The 19,540-nt window shown below is 36.0% G+C and carries 20 protein-coding genes; 4 read left to right on the top strand and 16 right to left on the bottom strand.

Annotation, left to right across the window (positions count from 1 at the left end; translation table 11 throughout):
* Positions 1 to 35 precede the first annotated feature (35 nt).
* The 4 genes from ACIFOT_RS00370 to ACIFOT_RS00355 form a co-directional block, all read right to left on the bottom strand.
* Positions 36 to 1,034 (bottom strand): HAAS signaling domain-containing protein, encoded by a 999-nt coding sequence (locus ACIFOT_RS00370; RefSeq protein WP_430060486.1) that lies wholly within the window; start codon positions 1,032 to 1,034, stop codon positions 36 to 38.
* Positions 1,021 to 1,368: a PadR family transcriptional regulator gene (locus ACIFOT_RS00365; protein ID WP_430060483.1), complete on the bottom strand. Its 348-nt coding sequence runs from the start codon at positions 1,366 to 1,368 to the stop codon at positions 1,021 to 1,023. The genes ACIFOT_RS00370 and ACIFOT_RS00365 overlap by 14 nt, the downstream gene beginning before the upstream one ends.
* A 300-nt stretch (positions 1,369 to 1,668) precedes the next feature.
* Positions 1,669 to 2,130: a phage tail protein gene (locus ACIFOT_RS00360; RefSeq protein ID WP_430060480.1), complete on the bottom strand. Its 462-nt coding sequence runs from the start codon at positions 2,128 to 2,130 to the stop codon at positions 1,669 to 1,671.
* A 22-nt stretch (positions 2,131 to 2,152) separates the two neighbouring features.
* Positions 2,153 to 2,632, bottom strand: coding sequence for a GyrI-like domain-containing protein (locus ACIFOT_RS00355; RefSeq protein ID WP_430060478.1), 480 nt, complete (start codon positions 2,630 to 2,632; stop codon positions 2,153 to 2,155).
* A 110-nt stretch (positions 2,633 to 2,742) separates the two neighbouring features.
* Here ACIFOT_RS00355 and ACIFOT_RS00350 point away from each other — a divergent pair, with 110 nt between their 5' ends.
* Positions 2,743 to 3,705: a helix-turn-helix transcriptional regulator gene (locus ACIFOT_RS00350; RefSeq protein ID WP_430060476.1), complete on the top strand. Its 963-nt coding sequence runs from the start codon at positions 2,743 to 2,745 to the stop codon at positions 3,703 to 3,705.
* A 202-nt stretch (positions 3,706 to 3,907) separates the two neighbouring features.
* Here the strand turns inward: ACIFOT_RS00350 and ACIFOT_RS00345 are convergent, their stop codons facing one another.
* From ACIFOT_RS00345 to ACIFOT_RS00315, 7 genes are all read right to left on the bottom strand, one after another.
* Positions 3,908 to 4,708 carry a hypothetical protein gene (locus ACIFOT_RS00345; RefSeq protein WP_430060473.1) on the bottom strand — a complete coding sequence of 267 codons (801 nt, stop codon included), beginning with the start codon at positions 4,706 to 4,708 and terminating at the stop codon, positions 3,908 to 3,910.
* Positions 4,709 to 4,755: 47 nt separating this feature from the next.
* Positions 4,756 to 5,748 carry a hypothetical protein gene (locus tag ACIFOT_RS00340; RefSeq protein ID WP_430060471.1) on the bottom strand — a complete coding sequence of 331 codons (993 nt, stop codon included), beginning with the start codon at positions 5,746 to 5,748 and terminating at the stop codon, positions 4,756 to 4,758.
* 203 nt (positions 5,749 to 5,951) lie between these two features.
* Entirely contained in the window at positions 5,952 to 7,007 is a 1,056-nt protein-coding gene (locus tag ACIFOT_RS00335) for a phosphotransferase family protein (protein WP_430060468.1), read from the bottom strand.
* A gap of 638 nt (positions 7,008 to 7,645) precedes the next feature.
* Complete coding sequence (locus ACIFOT_RS00330; protein ID WP_430060465.1) at positions 7,646 to 8,290, bottom strand: hypothetical protein; 645 nt, start codon at positions 8,288 to 8,290, stop codon at positions 7,646 to 7,648.
* 52 nt (positions 8,291 to 8,342) lie between these two features.
* A complete protein-coding gene (locus ACIFOT_RS00325; protein ID WP_430060462.1) occupies positions 8,343 to 8,951 on the bottom strand; it encodes a hypothetical protein in 609 nt (202 codons plus the stop codon).
* Between the two features lie 222 nt (positions 8,952 to 9,173).
* Positions 9,174 to 10,541, bottom strand: coding sequence for a dipeptidase (locus ACIFOT_RS00320; protein ID WP_430060459.1), 1,368 nt, complete (start codon positions 10,539 to 10,541; stop codon positions 9,174 to 9,176).
* A 287-nt stretch (positions 10,542 to 10,828) separates the two neighbouring features.
* The gene (locus tag ACIFOT_RS00315; RefSeq protein WP_430060456.1) at positions 10,829 to 11,038 is read right to left on the bottom strand and encodes a glycine zipper domain-containing protein; all 210 of its coding nucleotides are present in this window, start codon (positions 11,036 to 11,038) and stop codon (positions 10,829 to 10,831) included.
* Positions 11,039 to 11,503: 465 nt separating this feature from the next.
* Here ACIFOT_RS00315 and ACIFOT_RS00310 point away from each other — a divergent pair, with 465 nt between their 5' ends.
* Positions 11,504 to 12,031 carry a YceI family protein gene (locus ACIFOT_RS00310; protein ID WP_430060453.1) on the top strand — a complete coding sequence of 176 codons (528 nt, stop codon included), beginning with the start codon at positions 11,504 to 11,506 and terminating at the stop codon, positions 12,029 to 12,031.
* Here ACIFOT_RS00310 and ACIFOT_RS00305 read toward each other — a convergent pair.
* Together ACIFOT_RS00305 and ACIFOT_RS00300 are read right to left on the bottom strand one after the other, a co-directional pair.
* Entirely contained in the window at positions 11,935 to 12,630 is a 696-nt protein-coding gene (locus ACIFOT_RS00305) for a lysoplasmalogenase (RefSeq protein ID WP_430060813.1), read from the bottom strand. The genes ACIFOT_RS00310 and ACIFOT_RS00305 overlap by 97 nt on opposite strands.
* Before the next feature lie 610 nt (positions 12,631 to 13,240).
* On the bottom strand, positions 13,241 to 13,498 hold the full coding sequence (locus ACIFOT_RS00300) for a DUF5316 domain-containing protein (RefSeq protein ID WP_430060812.1): 258 nt from the start codon (positions 13,496 to 13,498) through the stop codon (positions 13,241 to 13,243).
* Between the two features lie 711 nt (positions 13,499 to 14,209).
* On the opposite strand from ACIFOT_RS00300, the gene ACIFOT_RS00295 reads away from it, so the two are divergent.
* Entirely contained in the window at positions 14,210 to 15,160 is a 951-nt protein-coding gene (locus tag ACIFOT_RS00295) for a DUF6454 family protein (RefSeq protein WP_430060450.1), read from the top strand.
* Between the two features lie 259 nt (positions 15,161 to 15,419).
* Here the strand turns inward: ACIFOT_RS00295 and ACIFOT_RS00290 are convergent, their stop codons facing one another.
* The 3 genes from ACIFOT_RS00290 to ACIFOT_RS00280 all read right to left on the bottom strand — a co-directional run bounded on the left by ACIFOT_RS00290 (position 15,420) and on the right by ACIFOT_RS00280 (position 17,207).
* On the bottom strand, positions 15,420 to 15,923 hold the full coding sequence (locus ACIFOT_RS00290; protein ID WP_430060447.1) for a DinB family protein: 504 nt from the start codon (positions 15,921 to 15,923) through the stop codon (positions 15,420 to 15,422).
* A gap of 164 nt (positions 15,924 to 16,087) precedes the next feature.
* On the bottom strand, positions 16,088 to 16,621 hold the full coding sequence (locus ACIFOT_RS00285; protein ID WP_430060444.1) for an imm11 family protein: 534 nt from the start codon (positions 16,619 to 16,621) through the stop codon (positions 16,088 to 16,090).
* Between the two features lie 391 nt (positions 16,622 to 17,012).
* Positions 17,013 to 17,207 carry a hypothetical protein gene (locus tag ACIFOT_RS00280; RefSeq protein ID WP_430060441.1) on the bottom strand — a complete coding sequence of 65 codons (195 nt, stop codon included), beginning with the start codon at positions 17,205 to 17,207 and terminating at the stop codon, positions 17,013 to 17,015.
* Positions 17,208 to 17,651: 444 nt separating this feature from the next.
* Between ACIFOT_RS00280 and hcp the strand changes: the two genes are divergently transcribed.
* Positions 17,652 to 19,325, top strand: a complete 1,674-nt coding sequence (hcp, locus tag ACIFOT_RS00275) for a hydroxylamine reductase (protein WP_430060810.1) — start codon at positions 17,652 to 17,654, stop codon at positions 19,323 to 19,325.
* The last annotated feature ends 215 nt before the right edge of the window (positions 19,326 to 19,540 follow it).

The following is a 19,540-nucleotide window of genomic DNA, read 5'->3' as shown; positions in this document are numbered from 1 at the left end:
TTTCTTATATCTGATATTTTAATAGGAAAGACTTATTAACGAATTCTAGCCTTGCGAAAGCCATCAACTACATTGATAGCTGTCGATACTATAAAGATGAAAATTCCACCGCCAACGATCCAGGTCTTAAATTGAGTAGCCGTAATGGAAAATAAATCCATCATATACGTAATAAAATCTTTGCTTAGTAGATTCGGGTTTAATACTATTATTATAAATACAATAGTTTGAATTATCTGAAGGACAGCATTGGATATTGCCATCCGTTTCGTCCATTGTCCCTTTATCAATTTATAAAGGAATAATGCTATTTCGAATGCGATCATCATAACAACGATTGGCCAATACTGAAGCAAAACCTCTTGATTGAAAGTTGAAGTCACAAATATAAGACCGTCTTTACCTCCTTCGTATACACCTACAAGATGACTCGCGTAAAAATAAAATGTCGCCCAAATCGCAGTCCACATTAATCCTCCAAATACTTCGAACTTGGAAATAGCTTTTTTCTTAGGGATATACGGGATATTTTTCAAATCATCTGGAGTCCATTTTTTAAGGCTTGCTGTTAGTGGCTGCTCATCTTTTCCTTTATCTGTTCTTTCTAGAATCGCAAACACAATTGTTAGCCAAAAGAATACTTGGATCCCTACTTCAATGATTCTCCAAATTCCTTCACCAAAAAGTCTTAAAACAACATTTATTACCGCTTCTTCCCCGCCATATCCGATAAAGTATTCGGCCATCATCGAGATTAAAGAAATAACAGCGGCAATCGGTAAAATCATTTTCAACAGCGTCACATATACATCAAAATAGCGAGGACCAATAAGATACATGGGCCGATCTCGATAACCACTAGCCAAAGTCACTGGACTCCCTAATTGTTCAAGAACAGCCTTTATATCTTTTTCACTGTAATCATCAGGCAGCATATCCTCTATGGTTGACCGTAATTCAAGTGCAATATCCTCACGATTTTTTTCAGGCAGCCTTCGAGTAACTTCCTGAATATAAATCTCAATTAGATTCATCCTCTTCCTCTCCCTTTAATAAGTTATAAAGCTCTTTTGAATTCTTAATCCATTCCTTTTTTACTTGTAAAAATATCTCTAACCCATATTCACTTAAAACATAGTACTTACGGGGTCTACTCTCAGATGTATCCCAACTACTCGATACCAGCTCCTGTTTTTCTAATCGGCGAAGCAAAGGATATAGGGTACTTTGATCAATGGCAATTCCTGATCCCTCCAATAATTGAACAAGTGAATATCCATACTGGGGGGTCCGTAATTGACTTAAAACCGCTAATGTCAACGTTCCTCTCCTAAGTTCTGTCGTTAATGAATCCAATAAATTACTCATCCACCCACCTCATTTTTCATTACTATATGTCATACAGTATTTGATTTATACTATGTATCATACACTATTGTTGTGACGAAATCCGTTGGAATTTGGAAATATTTACAAAATGCAAAAATTTGTAATTAAAGGACATAAAAGTTGAAATAAAAAAAACCACAATTTAGATCAGTCTAAAATTATCCCTAATAAGCAATAAAAAGAAATGGATGATGTACCCATTTCCTTAAACAAAAAACCCTCACAAATATTGATATATCATTATTTGTGAGGGTTTTATCGTATGCGCTTTTGCTTACTTTAATATTCACCTTTAATTACAAAAAACGAGCCCCGAATTGTTCCAGCAAGTTTTGACTTCTGCCTAGCAAACTTAAACTTCGCTTCTAACTCCTTTGGTACCTCCATCCCCTCAGAAAGCTTAAAACCAACGGCCCGCTTCTTAGGGTCATCAACCGTATACATGACGTTGACCGAAAGACCATCCTCATAAAAGACATAGGCCATTTTGATATTTTCCACTTGAAAACGCGACGTTTCTAAAGGTTTGGCCGCAAACTCAATATCACGTTCTTTCAAAATTCGGTTCACATAATCAAGGGTCTCGCAGGACTCGCTAGCTGGTACAACGGTAAATTCATGCTTGTATTTGTTCATAAAGTAACGGGCTTCATGAGCACGTAAACCAGTAAGTGCTTCTACTACAGGTGATGACTCTAAACCAACCGGAGACACATTTTTAAAATCAACGATATATGACATTATCACCCCTCCTTTTATCCCTTTATTTCCTAACAACAGGAATCCACATTTCACCAAAAACTAAGCCGTTTCGCTGCCCCATCTCAACCGTTGCATTTGGCGCACCAACATAGGCAAAATTCTTTGCTTCCGGCAAGACTTGACCAAAGGCAATGCCAGCAAGCTTATTATTCAATTCATCAGCCGTCTTCCCTTCCCCTTTTACAACCAGGTATTCCCCCTTAGGAAATTGGATAACTCTGTCTACTTCTGGTGCCGATGCCTCTGACATGACGCCAGCATAATGCATCATCTTGTTATTCACCGCTTCGTTCACGGCAAAAACGTAGTCATTTGTAGCCATGGCTTTTAAAGTTTCAAGCCTTCCATCTTGGCTGACGGCCTGCCAAAAGTCTGACTTTTCCTTATTTAAGCCAGCAAAGTCTGTGTAATGGCTCTTAAGCTCAGTTCCAAATCCTAAAACGGTAAAGCTGACTTTTTCCTCTAATTTAAAATCTGCCATATTCAAAACCTTCCTCTTTTTTAAATTTATCAAATGACTTGCGTTCTTCACTTGATAGCTATATCATAGCCTTAAATCATGTCAAAAAATGATACTGTTTAGGAGTCCCGATGAAAAAAGTTGAACGGATTAATATCATTATGCGGTATATCAACAACCGCGCCCACTTTACCATTTCTGAAATCATGCAAGAATTTCACATCTCTCGTTCCACAGCCATTAGAGATATCAGAGAAATTGAGTCCATGGGGATGCCGCTTGTCGCTGAAGTTGGGAGGGATGGGGGCTACTTTGTCATGCACAACTCTGTCCTGCCCGATGTTCGCTTTACTGATAATGAAGTCAAAGCTCTATTTATTGCCTTTATGGCCACAAGAAATCAACAACTCCCCTATCTTAAGAGTCGTCAGTCTTTAGCTGAAAAATTACTGGGCCTCATCTCAAAAAACCAGCAAGATGACCTTGTTCTTTTAAATCAAATCTTGCTATTTGAAGGCACCAACCCCCATAATCCCGACCTGCTTGATCTGTCAGACCTCCCCCATCCCATGTTAGAAAAACTCATCCAAATCCTGCTTTTGGATCGTTACTTATTGATTACCATCAATGAAGAGAATGTAATAAAGTCTTATCCAATTTATCTTTTGCACCTATATCGTGAGAAAAGCCTTTGGATGATTGAAGGGTTTGACTTAAAGGAAGAAAAGAAGCAGATTTTTCCTGTGGACGATCTCACCAATGTCAATCCCTACCCGACGAAAAAAAAATTAAGTAAGAAAAGAATTTTAGACAAACTAAGTAAGCAGGAAGAAGTAATCAACCTTGTCCTAGAACTTGGTCCAAAAGCGATTGCCCAGTTCAGAAAATACCATCCTTTAAAAGTTTCCATTTCCTATACGAATCCATACCAAGCCACAGCCATTCTAAAGACTTTTATCAATGTTAATAAGCCCGAAGAATTGACCGAAATAACAAATTGGCTGCTTTTCCTAGGTGGGGATATTAAGATCAAGGAAATGCCAGAAGAAATCTTAGAAGGTTTAAAAGAGAGATTAGGCTTATACTGCCAATAAGCGTAATCTTTTAAACTTTAAACCCGGCTAACTCTAGCTCAAGGACTAAAGTTAGCCGGAAACCATTCTTCACGGCATATGCCCACCATATGACAAATAAGGGGGCCACATCTGAAAATATAGAAAAAAACTTGATAACACAACGGTTACCAAGGCTCTATTATTTATGGTATCACATGTTCAGATGAAATACTGTAATCGTCTATTTACCTTCTGCTGCACTTACCGATTCCATCCATTCGATTAATCCTGTATAATCACCACTTTCTCTATAGGATTCTGCCATTTGCTTCATTTGTTTATTTCGTTTAAAAACAGAAATCTTTTTTTCTTTTATTTCTTCTGCGTTTTCTTTTAATACATAGGCCATGTTTAATGTATCCTCATAGATTTTTTTCATATCCCAGTTTTCTGTTTCTGCTTTTACCGCAACCAGACTCGAACCCGATCCACCTTTAAATGACACTTCCCATGTATAGTTCAATTTCAATTCATTCAGATATTGCTTCTGGATGATGTGAAACCATGCTCCGTTATACACTCCTGAAAATTGTAAATTTGGTGCATGTTTTAAATGTCCTTCACATCCCGCTAAGCAAGAAACTCCTGCTTGATTCACTGCTTTCACAAAGCAAGCGATATATGGGTCTAATTCAAGTGTGTTGACCTTTAACCCATTTCTTCGATTCACAAAGGCTCTCCATCTAAAATGGTATTCATTCATGTTTACCGGGAACTCGCGTCCTGGCTTCGTTGTAATCTTCTTCATCATGGCTACTGGGAATCGATTTACAAGTAGTTGAAAGTGATTGCCGTGCCAAAACACAGGAATATTGTAACTATTTAAAAGTGCTTTTAATGCTGGGTAGTCTAATGCTGCACTTCCATTAGATAATGTAAGGAATGCTCCCTTTTTCTCAACTAAAAACCCTCTCATTTCCAATGCCTCAAATAATCTTTCCTGGCCATCCATTAGTTCGAGTGTAAATAAGTTTGATTTCATCCTACATCGCCTCCTCATTTGTTACCCTAAGTATAAAATAAAGGGGATTACAAAATTGTAATCCCCTCATTAGAACTGGAACGTCTATTCATCATTTTTTTGTAATGGATGCTTCCCCTCAAAAGTTGATGGTCCCAGATATATTTTCCTGCTACTGTTTTTAAAAGCTCTTTGCCATCAATCCCCGTTGCTGTTTTTATATCTGTCCGAATATCCTTAATCATTCTTGGGACATAGGATTCTGACATATTTTCAGAGTCGTAGCCCCATAGAACCTCTGAAACCTGCCGAATCGAAACAGGCTCCTCACTTAGAATAATTGTTTCTAAGATTTGCGCTTTAACAGATGAGAAGCGAACACTTTCTAATTTTCCATTCAACACGGTATTATACGGATGTACAATCAGCACTACTCGTTCGCCATTATCTACACTATTTTCTATATCTGCCTCCGTTTCTATTAATGTTCCATATTGCTCCGAAAGTGCTACATAGCCCTTCTTTTTTGATGCTTTTATTTTCGCTTGATAAGGTTTTAAAAATGCTGCTAACGCATTGTTAGATTTGGATTTTTCTTCAACGATATATAGGTATTTATAGGCATCCGAGACAAGCAAAAGCTTATAATAACAAAATGCCATATTGCAAAAGAGCTTATGCAGGAGTTTTTCTTCCAATCCTAATTTAATGGCACGTTCTGCGTAAAACAACGCTCCTTCAAAATTGTTTTCCTTTTCTAATAAGAATGAGAGATGATAGCATGGTCTTGGATCTTTAGGTGCTAAATAGACAACTTGTTTTAAATAGCGGACCGCTCGTTGAAAATTAGAAAATTTCATTTTTTCATTTCTTCCATAGTTTAAACACAACCTAGAAAGTGACTGTAAATACTCACTTTCATTCTCCCTGTCCACTGCAATACACCTTTCAAAAAGTCTTATCCCGGCTTGAATCCACTCCTGCTCTGCTTCATCATCATCTATTCCCTCCATATCTTCCCAATCTTCGATTTTTTGTTTTAATAGCTGAATTGATTCCAATGACCCACCCCCTAATATAAAAATTCTAGTAAATTTCAGTTTGAATTTATTTCTCTATAACCATCGTTCCGCCACAATCCGAACAGAGGACAGCTATGTATTGATGTATTGTTAGCTAAGCCTAAATAAGTACACCAAAGGGACGGTTATGTTCTGATTTCACCAAAACCCTTTGAACCATGAGAACCGTCCCTATGGCATTTTCACAATATTTTATTTGTCCTTGTTAAATTGGCCAAATCAAATAAATTGGCAATGGGTATATTCATCTTCGAAAACCGAACGTCGTCTGTCTCACCTTTTTTCCAGCGGTAGTAAAGCTGTTGCAGGATAATGGCAAGCTTGTAAAAGCTAAATGCCACATAATATTGAATATCTGTGATATCACGACCGCTCACCTGCGCATATCGTTCGGCCATTTCCCTTCTTGAGAAAAAGCCTGGCTGGTTTGTAACCACTGAAATGCCCATGTCGGGATCGCTTGCTTCCCCCCAGTATGTTAACAGGGCACCGAAATCACTCATCGGGTCGCCAATGGTGGCCATTTCCCAGTCAAGAACTCCTTTGATCACACCTGGGTCATGCGGATCCAAGACAAGGTTGTTGAGTTTAAAGTCGTTATGAACAATCGTCGAATCGACCGTTTCCGGCCGCTGCTTGATCAGCCAGGCCTCCAATTCAGCTACTCCTGCCATTTCATCCGTCTTGACGAGACTGTAGCGTTTGATCCAGCTATGAACCTGCCTTTCTAAAAATCCTTCCGGCTTCCCGATATCCATTAAATTCACTTTTTTATAATCCACCTGTTGAAGCTCTACTAGGCTATTAATAATACTGTTTGAAATGGAAGGGCCAATCAGCTCAGAGGAACCATAGATCTCAGGAATACTTTGATTGATTACTACCCCTTGCTTTTTTTCCATTAGATAAAAATGTCTCTCCATAATGGAAGGGTCCTCTTTATAAAAATATGGTTTTGGAGCGAGAGGGTAGACTCCATGCAATCTGGATAGAATCGTATATTCTCTCTTGATATCATGGGCCTTCGCTGGAAGTTCACCGAATGGCGGCCTCCTTAACACAGCTTCCCAGTCCCCAAATGTCAGCAAGTAGGTATGATTTGAATATCCTTCGGAAAATTTCCTGATCTTCAATGTATCATTTGGGATTCCTTGAATCGTTTCACGCAATAACATTTCCAATCGAACCCAATTTATATGTTCATGATCAATTAAATGGTTGACAGTTTTCATAAACATAGATTCTCCCCTCTTACTTACCTTAAATGTAGGAACGTGTTACTCTTTATATGCACTTGGCCCTTCAGAAAAGAATTTACTCTAATCACTACAATTACTTCAGGGTCCTCAGAAATGGATGAAAAAACCCCTCCCAACTCTCTTACTACTCTAGTCGGGTCTTATCACGCGCAAAACTTCCAATTGTCCGCTCAGTTAACCCCAACGACATGGAAGACATTCGGACGGTCAATCAGGCATTTTAAAGCGACAAAGTCTTTATCCATTGTTAATTCATAGAGCATTCGTTTCAGTGATTTCAATATTCATTATCTCCATTTTTCGTTTATCTAGAGAAGACACACATCAAAAAACACCTTCAAAAAGGTATAATATTCACTAAAATTATACTACATTATACATCATTGGTAATCTATGGATTAATAAATAAGTAACTACACTATCATTCTAGTTAGCAGAACTACATAGAACCAGATGATAAAATGGAAATGATAGAATAATAAACTACATACTACGTATTTAGCTTTATAGAAAAAACTCAGTTCACGGTGAACTGAGCTAATTCTCTGGTAAACCCCCAATATTTAAAGTGATCTCCATCTGCTTTAGGTTACTGAGTCATTTTTATTATAGGATTGTTATTGTAAATTAAAGAAAACTTGACCTCCAATCATTTCTTCATAACGAAGTTGTGCTTTTTCGCCTGTTTTCACTAAATTGGCAATATATCCTTCTTTTTCATTTCCGACATACATTTCGAAACTAAATGCCGGTTCGGTAGTTCCATAAATATCACCACTATAAATATCTCCACTTTCACTTACCATTTCAAAATTCATAATACCATCAATGTTAAATGATAAGTCTTGGGTTTCAGATTTAACAAACTTTACTTTTGCTTTCACTAACATCCATTCATAGCCTTGTGGTGCAGGTTCATTGAATTCATTCATAGCTTTTAGTTTTTGATAGGCAGCATCTCCACGGATAACTTCTTCAATCGTTAAATCAAATTTAATTGGGAAAGCATCACCTTGATCATTGTATAATTCATCATCGATCGTGGCCGTTTTCTGAAATGGTACTGGATTGGTACGAGAGCCTAATTTAGAGGGTGCTTTTTCCTCTTTCTGCGTTTCATCCTGTTTTTGGGCTGTTTCATTTTTTCCTGCATCGTCTTTTACTGTGATATCTTTCGTATCCTGTCCACACGCTCCAAGAACCATAATGGTTAATAATGTTGTTAATAGTAAGCCTAATATTCTTTTTCCCTTTTTTTTCATGGTTTCCACTCCCTATAATTCGATTATTAATTCAAAATAATTTTAAAAAATATTATTGTTGGTCACTTTTTTCTTTTAAGGCATCAGGGTAAACGATTTGATCAAACACTTTTTGAGAAGCTTGGTCTTTTATATAAATCGTTACTTTATAATGATTTGGGTCCACACCATTGAATAGCTGATACATCATGCCGGACATCCCCAATCCCAAAGCTACAAAACCATCCATACTGTTTTCATAAGCTTCTTTATCCACTTCAACAGTAAACTCCGAGATATCATCGTTATATGTTATATCTTTTATAGAGGCGTAGTCTTTACTGTTTTTTGTTTCTTCAACAGTTTTGGTGATGTTTTCTTTCATTTCTTTCATCATTTTCTTATGTTGGGCTTTTGACATTTTATAAGTTAGGGAACCATCTTGATTTTTTGTTACTTCTATCCCTTCTTTTTTAGCATCTGCGATTACTTGGTCTATATCTTGACCTTCAAACATGGAAACTGGCAAGGTAATTTTTACACTCAAAAGACCTTTGTCCACGTCTACTTGTTCGTTCGGCTTTTCTTCTTTTTCCTTGGTTTTGTTTGATGGTTTTTCAGATGAACACCCAGCAACAAAAGCGATCATTAGCACAAATAGTATATAGGTATATCTCTTCATAAATTATCCCCCTCATTTATTTATGATTTTTCCTTACAAAATGAATTATATAAAAAAGGGTGCACCAAAAACGGCGCACCCTTACAAATTTAACTTATTCATATTCTCCATTTCTAGTTACATCCACTGGTTGGCTAGTTTCTATTTGATTTACCGGATGTTTGGAAGCTAAATACAAGTGCCTGTCACTACCTGAATATTGTAGTTGTGATAGGCACTATTTTACTTTTTAAGAAGTTCTAAAAAGGTACAAATAGTTAAGATCCCTTTATCAAAGTTTTCCAAATTAAAATGTTCGTTTGGAGCATGAAGATTTTCATCTGGCAAACCGAATCCCATTAAGACAACAGGAGCATTTAGGGATAGGTTAAAATCCGATACAATCGGAATCGAACCACCTTCTCTTTTGTAAACCGGCGATTTCCCATAAACGGTTTCATAAGCTTCAGCCGCTGTTTGAATCATCGGACTGTCGATTGGCGTTAAGAATGGATTCCCCGTATCGCCAAGAGACACTTTCACCGTACATCCCTTTGGTGCATGTTCCTCAAGATGCTTTTTAATCAATTCCTGAATTTTTTCAGGGTTTTGATTGTGAACTAGACGGCAGGTGATTTTGGCATGAGCTTCGTTCGGGATGACGGTTTTTGTTCCTTCTCCCTGAAATCCGCCCCATAATCCGTTTATTTCTAACGTTGGCCGGGAACTGATTTTTTCAGGGTAAGGAAAATTGTTTTCCCCTCCCGTTAAATCTGTTAATCCTAAAGATTTTTTCAATTTTTCTTCATCAAATCCTAAGGCTTTAATCTGTTCCTTTTCAAAATCGGTGAGTTCCACGACATCATCATAGAAATGATCAACATTTACTTTTCCGTTTGCATCATGAAGGGTTGAAAGCAGCTGTACCAATAAATGGTTGGCATTCTGAACTCCCCCGCCGAACATGCCCGAGTGCAAATCAGAATTAGCGGTATGAAGGGAAAATTCCAGTGCACAAAGACCTCTTAAAGAATAGGTGATGGCAGGGACGCCTCTGTCCCACATATCAGAGTCAGAAATAACGACTACATCACAGGATAATTTCTCTTTATTTTCGGATAAATACGGCGGAAGATGAGGACTTCCGATTTCTTCTTCTCCTTCGATGCAAAATTTCACGTTTACCGGTAATTTACCTTCTAATTTCAATAGTGTTTCGACTGCTTTGATATGTAAGAATGTCTGACCTTTGTCATCGGTTGCCCCTCTGGCATAAATCTTTTCATCACGGATCGTTGGTTCAAACGGAGGCGTTTCCCATAAATGAACAGGGTCAACGGGTTGTACGTCATAATGGCCGTACACTAAGACTGTTGGGGCGTTTTCCTGATGAAGCCAGTCTCCATAGATAATCGGATGACCTTTTGTCTGGACAATTTCAACATGTTCCATTCCAATGCTTTCTAATTCATTGGCAATCCATGAAGCTGCTTTTTGAATGTCCTCTTTATGCTCCGATAAGGAACTGATGCTTGGAATCCGAAGCCATTCTTTTAATTCCTCGATATTTTGATTATGTTGTTTGGATAACAACTCGGATAATTGACTCATGTTCTCACCTTTTCTAATTTATTTCCTATTCTAATTTTATATATAAAGACATGATTGGCTTCAAGTAATACAGCTTGGGCAATACCTGTCAAATTAAATAAAAAATCAGAACCCGACTCGAATTCTTCACCTCACCTTTTATAATACCCCGCTGTAGCTGGAAAACTCATGTATTCCACATGAGTTGTTGATGGTCCACTTGTTGAATTAACCTGTTCCGTTAGTACAATAAAAAAAGGACTCCCTTTTTGGGAATCCAATTCATTCAGTGCCTCTTTGGTTAAAGACTAATCTTCTCGGTTCGCACCACTGTCATTAGTCTCATCGGCACCCTCGCCGACCTTGTTACCCATCGCTCCTCCTGCAACAGCTCCCGCAACGGTCCCAATTGGACCAAGAACAGAACCCAAAGCAGCACCCGCAACAGCACCGACACCAGTTCCTACCGCTTCGCCAGCATCATTATCGACACGATTACGTCCGTTTTTATCAGCCACTTATTTCACTCCTTATTTAGAATAGGCAAGTGCTTTCCAGCACAATCCCCTAACATATATTGCCCTATATGGTCAGATTTACACTTCGCGTAAATCTGTCATTAATACTTTGCAACTTTCGCTATCCTTCACGTTGTACAAAAAGAAAAGCTACCATAATGATTATCAATCCGATCCAATCGTTTCCAATTTTTGAATCACCAGAAATTTCCATCATTCATTTTTGAGTCAAATCCCTTCTGGGTGATGATGCCCATCCCGTCCCGGTAAGCCTCCATAAACTGGCTTGCCTTTTTTAATAAAGAGCGTCCCTCATTTTCGTTCTCTAAACTACTAATTAATTCAATGAGAATATTACTCCTTAGAATTAAAGTAATGCACATCAAAATGGGATATGATATTCTTGTAATTATTACCATGTTTTATTTATTTTTATCAATTCTCAGATGAAATTAGAGGAATAAAATGACAAAAGCAAATTGGAACGTTAACCCTGCCAATAGTAATGTTAATTTTTCAGTAAACAAAATGATAGTTTCTACGGTTTACGGAGCATTTCGTAAATTTAATGCTTCAATTGAGGCTGACCTAGTTGATTTAACAACAGCAACTATTCATTTCAATATAGATGTGTCTAGTATTAAAACTCATAATACTATTCTAGATGCTCACCTTAGGACGAATTTATTTGATTATGAGCAATTTCCTACAATCACATTTAAATCAAAAAATATTGTGAAAAAGGATACAGATAAGTATGATGTTTATGGTTTATTAACTGTTCGAGGACTTTCACGTTTTGAAACTTTCAATATTTCTATTAATAGATCTGGAAAGAATTCTTGTGAAAATGAAAAGGTGATATTTAGTAGTAAGGGACAAATTTATAGAAACGATTACGGTTTATCTTTAACTTCAACTATAAATCCATTTGGTTTTCTAATAGGAGATAAAATTACCATTTCCATCCAAATCGAAGCATTAAAAGAATAATAAATTAACTCCATTATAAAATACAAAAGGCGAGTCAATAGACCTCGCCTATTTTTTATCCGAAGAATAGCTGACAAAACCAGGAAAGAAACGCAAGCGTGTGCAATTAAAAATTGCGCAGTATAATAGGTTGTCATAATCAGGATATCAGAATGGGGAATCTCTGAAACAAACATATTCCATGACAGAATTGAGTCTGAGAGGACAAATAAAATACTTCCTATTATTGCCCATATATTATGGGACAAAAATCCACTCCAACTCATCAGGGATATAATCACAATATACATAAGTACGGGAACTACTAAGGTATCATTATGATTCCGAAGCAATGCAGCGATTACGTGATATCCCATAACAAAGCCGTATAATCCAATAGGTAGAATCATAAAAAGTGAAAGCTTTGTAAAACGCCAATAACGGGAAAACCCTGCTGTATAAAACAGATGACCCACTAGGAAGGCTGTTAAGCCGATAACGAACCATCTAATTAACCCATCACCTAGCATACAGATAAATAATCCGCTCCATATAATCCAATGAGGGCGTGATTTTTTATCAGGTATTTGTTTATACGCATAGAAAAGAATTAGCCACATTGGAATTAATTTAAATAGCATTTTGATTGCTTCTGGCTTGCTGGGAATGGCAAATAGGTATATAAGGCCCATAAGTAAAATGAAAATGGGTAATCGATAAGTTTTCAATATACACCTCATTGTAACAGATTTATTTCTCCTTGTTTTATAGCCAACAACTTCACCACATAGGAGTTTAATAATCTACTATTATCTTTATAACTAAACGTTTTCTTTCCGAAACTACCTGCCCTTAATGCAATAAGAAAACCTTCCAAATGACAGTTTGATCTGCAACTATTGCACCCGTTAGTTGAAGAACTTTTCAAATATTTCAAATATTATCATATACAGAACTATAGTCTTTTTTTGCTTGTTGTATAGATGATTCCCAGTACTTTATGTAATCTTGTTGTTTTTTTAACTTTACTGTTTGTTTCGTGTACTTGGATATCATCTTGTGATAATTAAGTCTTTCTTCCATATTTCTAATAACGTTTTTACAATCTTCGTATGACATTCCCATTGAACGTTACTCCTTCCTTGGTAATACAAAAAATTAAAGAATTTTCCTCTATTCATATTCAACTCAAGCACATGTTAGTTTAACGATTTGATTACTATTTTTGATTTATTTCATTAGAAAATAGGAAACCACCGAAATTAATAAATTCGGTAAACCTATTAATAATATAGAATTAGTTAATGAAAATCTTTGATTTCTATCCTCTTTTAATTCAGATTTTAGATTTCTACCCAACCTATCCCCATCCACGAATGCTCCAGATAACAAGGCACTTAATATCAGTGAGATTATTCCGATAGCCCCAGTTATTTTATACAATAATGTGAAATCGTTTGAAATTAATGAAATAAAAAGAGCAACCACCACGATATTAAGTCCTATAATTAATTTCTTGATAAATATCACATCCTTTTGGTGTTTTTACTTTAATTTCCAATTCGTTTTATTAATTATACATTTTCAGAATTTTATAAATACCACAATCCCCCAAAATTTCTTAAACTAACCAGCCCCGTTAGCCATCCATGCAGCACAAAATCAGTGCTGCACCACAGAGAATGAAAATGGTTAGGAAGTGTCAATACTGATACTGACCTTAATCCAGTCAACTCTAATCCATAGACTTACTAATTAACGCTCTTCTCTTTTTTTTAACAATTGAGCAGGGTCTTCTTTAGCTTTGTCTTTTTTCGGAGTTAGAGAAGTTTATTTTCATAGTAGTCGAAGAAGAAAAAGGCTCCCGCAGCAATAAATCCTCGTTAGTATAGGAATCTTTACAAATACCTAACACACCAATTACTCTCACTTAACATTACTATAGTAAGATACATAAAGCATCATAAAAAAGGGGAAATTTAAGATGACTTTGGGCAAGGACATCAACTGGATTTGTTATGATCTAACTTTAAAGTGCAACAGTATAACCTATTGTTTGATAGAGGTAACTTTAGCCTTCAATTGTTTAACTGATAAACATATCTTTTAAATAAAGGTTAACATCCAGTTGATTAATCAATTTTTTTACTGCCTGAATAATTTTAAATTATTTTATCCCTTAAAAATCAGGAGGATGAAATGATGAAAAAAGTAATTCTTGCACTGGCTACCACGCTTGTTATTGGAACCGGAACAACAGTTTTTGCAAATCCTAACACGTTTTTTTCTGGTTCAGAAGGAAAACAACTCACAGAAAAATTCCAACAACTTACTCGCAATAATATTTGGGAACAGAAAGAAAAAGTTGATCTGAAATTTAACACCTATCATCCACAAGGAATGACGAAAGTCGGAGACTTGTACTACATGTCTTCTGTAGAAATTCTTGAAAAACCTGTTAAATACGACCAGCCGAAAGATGGTTATGATCGTACACCAGGTAAAGGAGTCGGACACCTATTTCTTTTTAACAAAGAAGGAAAACTCCTAAAAGATTTAAAGCTTGGTGAAGGGGATGTGTATCATCCTGGAGGAATTGCTTTTGATGGTAAATCAATCTGGGTTCCTGTTGCAGAATATCGCCCAAATAGCAAGTCTATCATTTATAAAGTGAATCCGGAAACGATGGAGTCCCAAGAAGTATTTCGTGCGAATGACCACATTGGAGGAATCGTTCGCGATGAAAAAAACGGAACTTTAAAAGCTGTGAGTTGGGGTTCAAGAACCTTTTATGAGTTTAATGAAAAAGGAAATGTTGTTCAAAAAACAAATAATCCCAGCCACTTTATCGATTATCAGGACTGCGAGAATGCAGGCAAAGACAATCTGATATGCAGTGGTATTACGGAATTGCCACAACCAGGATCATCAACTGCCAAATATGAATTGGGCGGACTAGCCCTACTGGATATGAAAACAATGGATATGGTTCATGAACTGCCAATTTCTCTGTTTTCTCCTCAGGGACATGTTGTCACGCGCAATCCAGTATTCCTTGAAAATACAGCACAAGGAATGAAAATGTACGCTGTTCCTGATGATGATCAATCCTCTATGCTAATATATGAAACAAACATTAGTAAAAAATAATTTTTAGATGAAAACTTTGATGCCAAACATCAAAGTTTTCTTTATAGGTACTCTCTTTCAGAAATAAACACATTTACTGTATCTTATCATTTCTTCTACTCCCTCAGTTTAATACGATTATCTGACGGATACTCGCTAACCTGCTTCTTTTGCTTAATTAGAAAAAAGATGCTGCCACTGCAACACCTTGTTTAACTCTTGCACCCGTTAGTTGAAGAACTGGTCCATTTAAAGTGGATGGTGCTTGAGTTACTCTCTTCTATTTTGAATATAGGTAAAGTCCAAAATCTTGCATAACGGAGGTGTGCCCCATTTGTCGCAACATAGTAGCTATATTGCCACGGTGATATGATCCGTGAGTGACAACGTGTAGTACCGATTCAGAAATAGAAGTTTCAAGCAACCCAGCATATGGATTATCCACCACAATCAACTTTTCAATATCTTCTTGACTGTTCAGAAGTGCTTTGTTTCGTTCGGATAAGTCTTGAAATATTTTTTTCATTTCCTCAATACTTTTCGTTTCCACCTGTTCTCTTAATTGATTCGTGACCGCCATTGCATCATTCATACTTTTACCTGAGATAATGTCAAACCATGCATAATCTGTGAGATAAATGTGAGACAATACCTTTGATACCGAAGAAAAACCACTTTGAATTTCCTTATAATAAACTTCCTTTGGAAGTTCTTTTAAACGATCAATTATAACTCCATTTGCCCATACGTGGTAGTTGTACATTTTTAATGCTGGGTGTGTCATATTAAATTCCCTCCATTTCCACTTGTTTTTCGTATTGACATTTGATGCCACAATATATATATGCTGTTTTATTTATAATAATCCTTCTTCAGCTAACCTGCTTCGTTAGCACAAAAAGAAAATGGGATCGCCGCAGCCATCCCATTCTTCAACTCTTGCACCCGTTAGTTGAATTGCACCCCCTTTATTTTTTCCTTTTCAAATCTTTTCTTTATATAATCTGAAACTAAAATATGAGAATGATAGTCAGCATTTCTAACTAAATTAAATTGTCCCAAACCGTCTACTTTATAAACTATTTTTTCGAAACCAAGTATTGCATTGGTTCCTTTAATAGTTGTAAATTCTGATGCCTCTTTGTTAATCACCTCTACAGCATTAACAATATTTATTAAATAATAATTAGGAATTTTCTTTTCTCCTACAAAAACATTTGCATCAAATACCTGTATATCTTGAGGGCAAACATCCTGCAATATATCTAAAACCTTTGTTGAAACGACTATTAATTGACCACTGTTAGGTAGTACATCTGATAAATATTTTTCCGAACATTCAAAAACGATTTTTGGTGAAATGACAGCTTCGCTAATCACTTTACCTTGTCTAAAAACGAATCTATCTGTACTAGAACCCTTAATGTATTCACCAATTCTTTTGTTAGGGTATTTATCAGGAATTGCCCAAATCCAAAACATAGTATCACCTGCATTAAACGATATTTACTTAATAATATCATAGGTGTATTTCTTAAATTAATCTGCATCGTTAGTGCAACAAGAAAAAAGGATCGCCGCAGCAACCCTTTCTTAAACTCAAGCACCCGTTAGCCATCCATGCAGCACAAAATCAGTGCTGCACCACAGAGAATGAAAATGGTTAGGAAATGTCAATACTGATACTGACCTTAATCCAGTCAACTCTAATCCATAGACTTACTAATTAACGCTCTTCTCTTTTTTTTAACAATTAAGCAGGGTCTTCTTTAGCTTTGTCTTTTTTCGGAGTTAGAGAAGTTTATTTTCATAGTAGCTCAATAAAAAAACAGGATTACCGCAGCCATCCCATCTATAGCGACGAACCGTTTGTCTAATAAATACCTTCAGAAGCTACAATCGCAATACTCCATACGATAAATGTAAATGATATTGTCATCCATAAAGTATTAGTAGTCGTTTTCTCATCTTTTTTAACTTTCTTAATTACAGAAACTAGGTTAAGACAAAATACAACCGACAGAATTGGCATTAAAAACCAACCTATGTACAAAAATGGGATTGTCATAAATTTATCCCCCAAAAGCAATATATCTTTCTTAAAATCCTTATTCGACAATTATCCTAAATTTTCCTTTCTTCAACTAGCCTGCTCCGTTAGTACAAGAAGAAAAATTTTCACAAGCTCAAATTTTTTTTAAATAAGGTCCTAAATCTTACTGATAGTTCAATTTAAACCAAATATTGTATTCAACTAGGTTTTTATTTCAAACCCCATCCACTTGTCCTTTTTGTCATGAAGTATTCAAATCTTTTTGACTTGTTTGTGAACAGATTCATAAAGAACTCCAAATTTAAAATTAAGGAATTTATAATAACAACGTAAACAAGTTGATTATATTTTTAATCGCTTATGATACTTATTCAATAATTCACACTAAATAAGAGAAAGTGTTTATAGAAGAAAAATTAGAAATCGAAAATCATTCACTGGAGGAAATTATAAATGAGTATGTTTTGTTTCCAATGTCAAGAAACCTCAAAAGGAACAGGTTGTACAGTTGTTGGAGTATGTGGAAAAAAAGATGATTTAGCAAATATGCAAGATTTATTGATTTACACGATTAAGGGAGTCGCGATTGTGAATACAATGGCTCGTGAAGTCGGGATTAATCAAAAGAAAACAGATCAGTTTATCATAAATGGTCTTTTTATGACAATTACAAATGCAAATTGGGATAAAAATGAATTTTTTAATACTGTAAGAGAAGGATTAAAACTCCGGGAAGAAATTAAAGCGGCAATCAGAAATGCAGGGTGCACTTTAGACAACAATAGCGATTTTGTCACTTGGTATGGTGAAACAAATAATCAGCTTGAAATGAAATCTGCTTCTCATGAAGTTAGTATTTTAGCTACAAGTGATGAAGATATTCGTTCATTAAGAGAGTTAGTGACCTACGGTTTGAAAGGAATGGCTGCATATTTAGAGCATGCAGCAAATCTTAACTATGAAAATGAAGAGCTAGATGCCTTTATGCAAAAAGCACTTGCAAAGATCACAGATGATTCAGTAAGTATGGAACAATTGATTGAACTTTCAATGGAATGTGGAAAGTACGGCGTTCATGCCATGGAGCTTTTAGATACAGCAAATACATCAACGTATGGTCATCCTGAAATGACGAAAGTAAACATTGGTGTACGTCAAAATCCGGGAATTTTAGTTAGCGGTCATGACCTGAAAGATATGGAAGAGTTATTAAAACAAACGGAAGGCACGGGAGTAGATGTGTATACACATAGTGAAATGCTTCCAGCACACTATTATCCAGCATTCAAAAAATATGATAACTTTGTCGGTAACTATGGAAATGCGTGGTGGGAACAAACTCGTGAATTCGAGAGCTTTAACGGTCCTATTTTTATGACAACAAACTGTATTGTTCCACCAAAGGAATCTTATAAAGGAAGAATGTATACAACTGGGTCAACTGCTGCCCCGGGTGTAACCTATATTCCTAAAAATGAAGATGGTACAAAAGATTTCTCCGTTATTATTGAGCATGCAAAGAAATGCCAACCACCAGTAGAAATTGAAAACGGTGAAATTGTTGGAGGATTTGCGCATAATCAAGTGGCTCAAGTAGCTGATCAAGTTGTAGAAGCTGTGAAAAAGGGTGATATAAAACGATTCTTTGTAATGGCTGGCTGTGATGGTCGCCATAAGAGCAGAACCTATTATAAAGAGTTTGCCGAAGAGCTTCCAAAAGATACTATCATTTTAACAGCCGGTTGTGCAAAATATCGATACAATAAGCTAGATTTAGGTGATATCAACGGAATTCCAAGGGTACTTGATGCCGGTCAATGTAACGATTCCTACTCTCTAGTCATGACTGCATTGAAGCTGAAAGATGCATTCGGATTAGAAAGTGTAAATGAATTACCGTTATCTTACAATATCGCATGGTATGAGCAAAAAGCGGTTATCGTTTTCTTATCTTTACTTTACTTAGGTGTGAAAAATATTCACGTTGGACCAACATTACCAGCTTTCTTATCACCAAACGTGACGAACTTCTTAATTGAGAATTTTGGTGTAGGCGGCATTTCAAATACAAAAGACGATATGGAAATGTTCATGAACAGCTCAATTGAAATTCAAGAAAGTATATTAGTTTAATAATAGTCCTAATCCCGTCTGGGATGAAGGATAAAATGAATGATCAAGGGAAAGTCAGTGACTTTCCCTTGATTTTTCCGTTTATATATTAAAGCAAAATCATCTACTGACATTTAATTTAGATACATTAAAGGAATTTATCACTGAAAACACAAAGAATTTCCAAAAAATCATAGAGTTTTTAAAGTAAACTTAAAACAACTGACAATAGATTT

It is taken from the genome of Neobacillus sp. NRS-1170, assembly GCF_050468025.1.
This window is presented reverse-complemented; position numbering and strand designations above follow the sequence as displayed.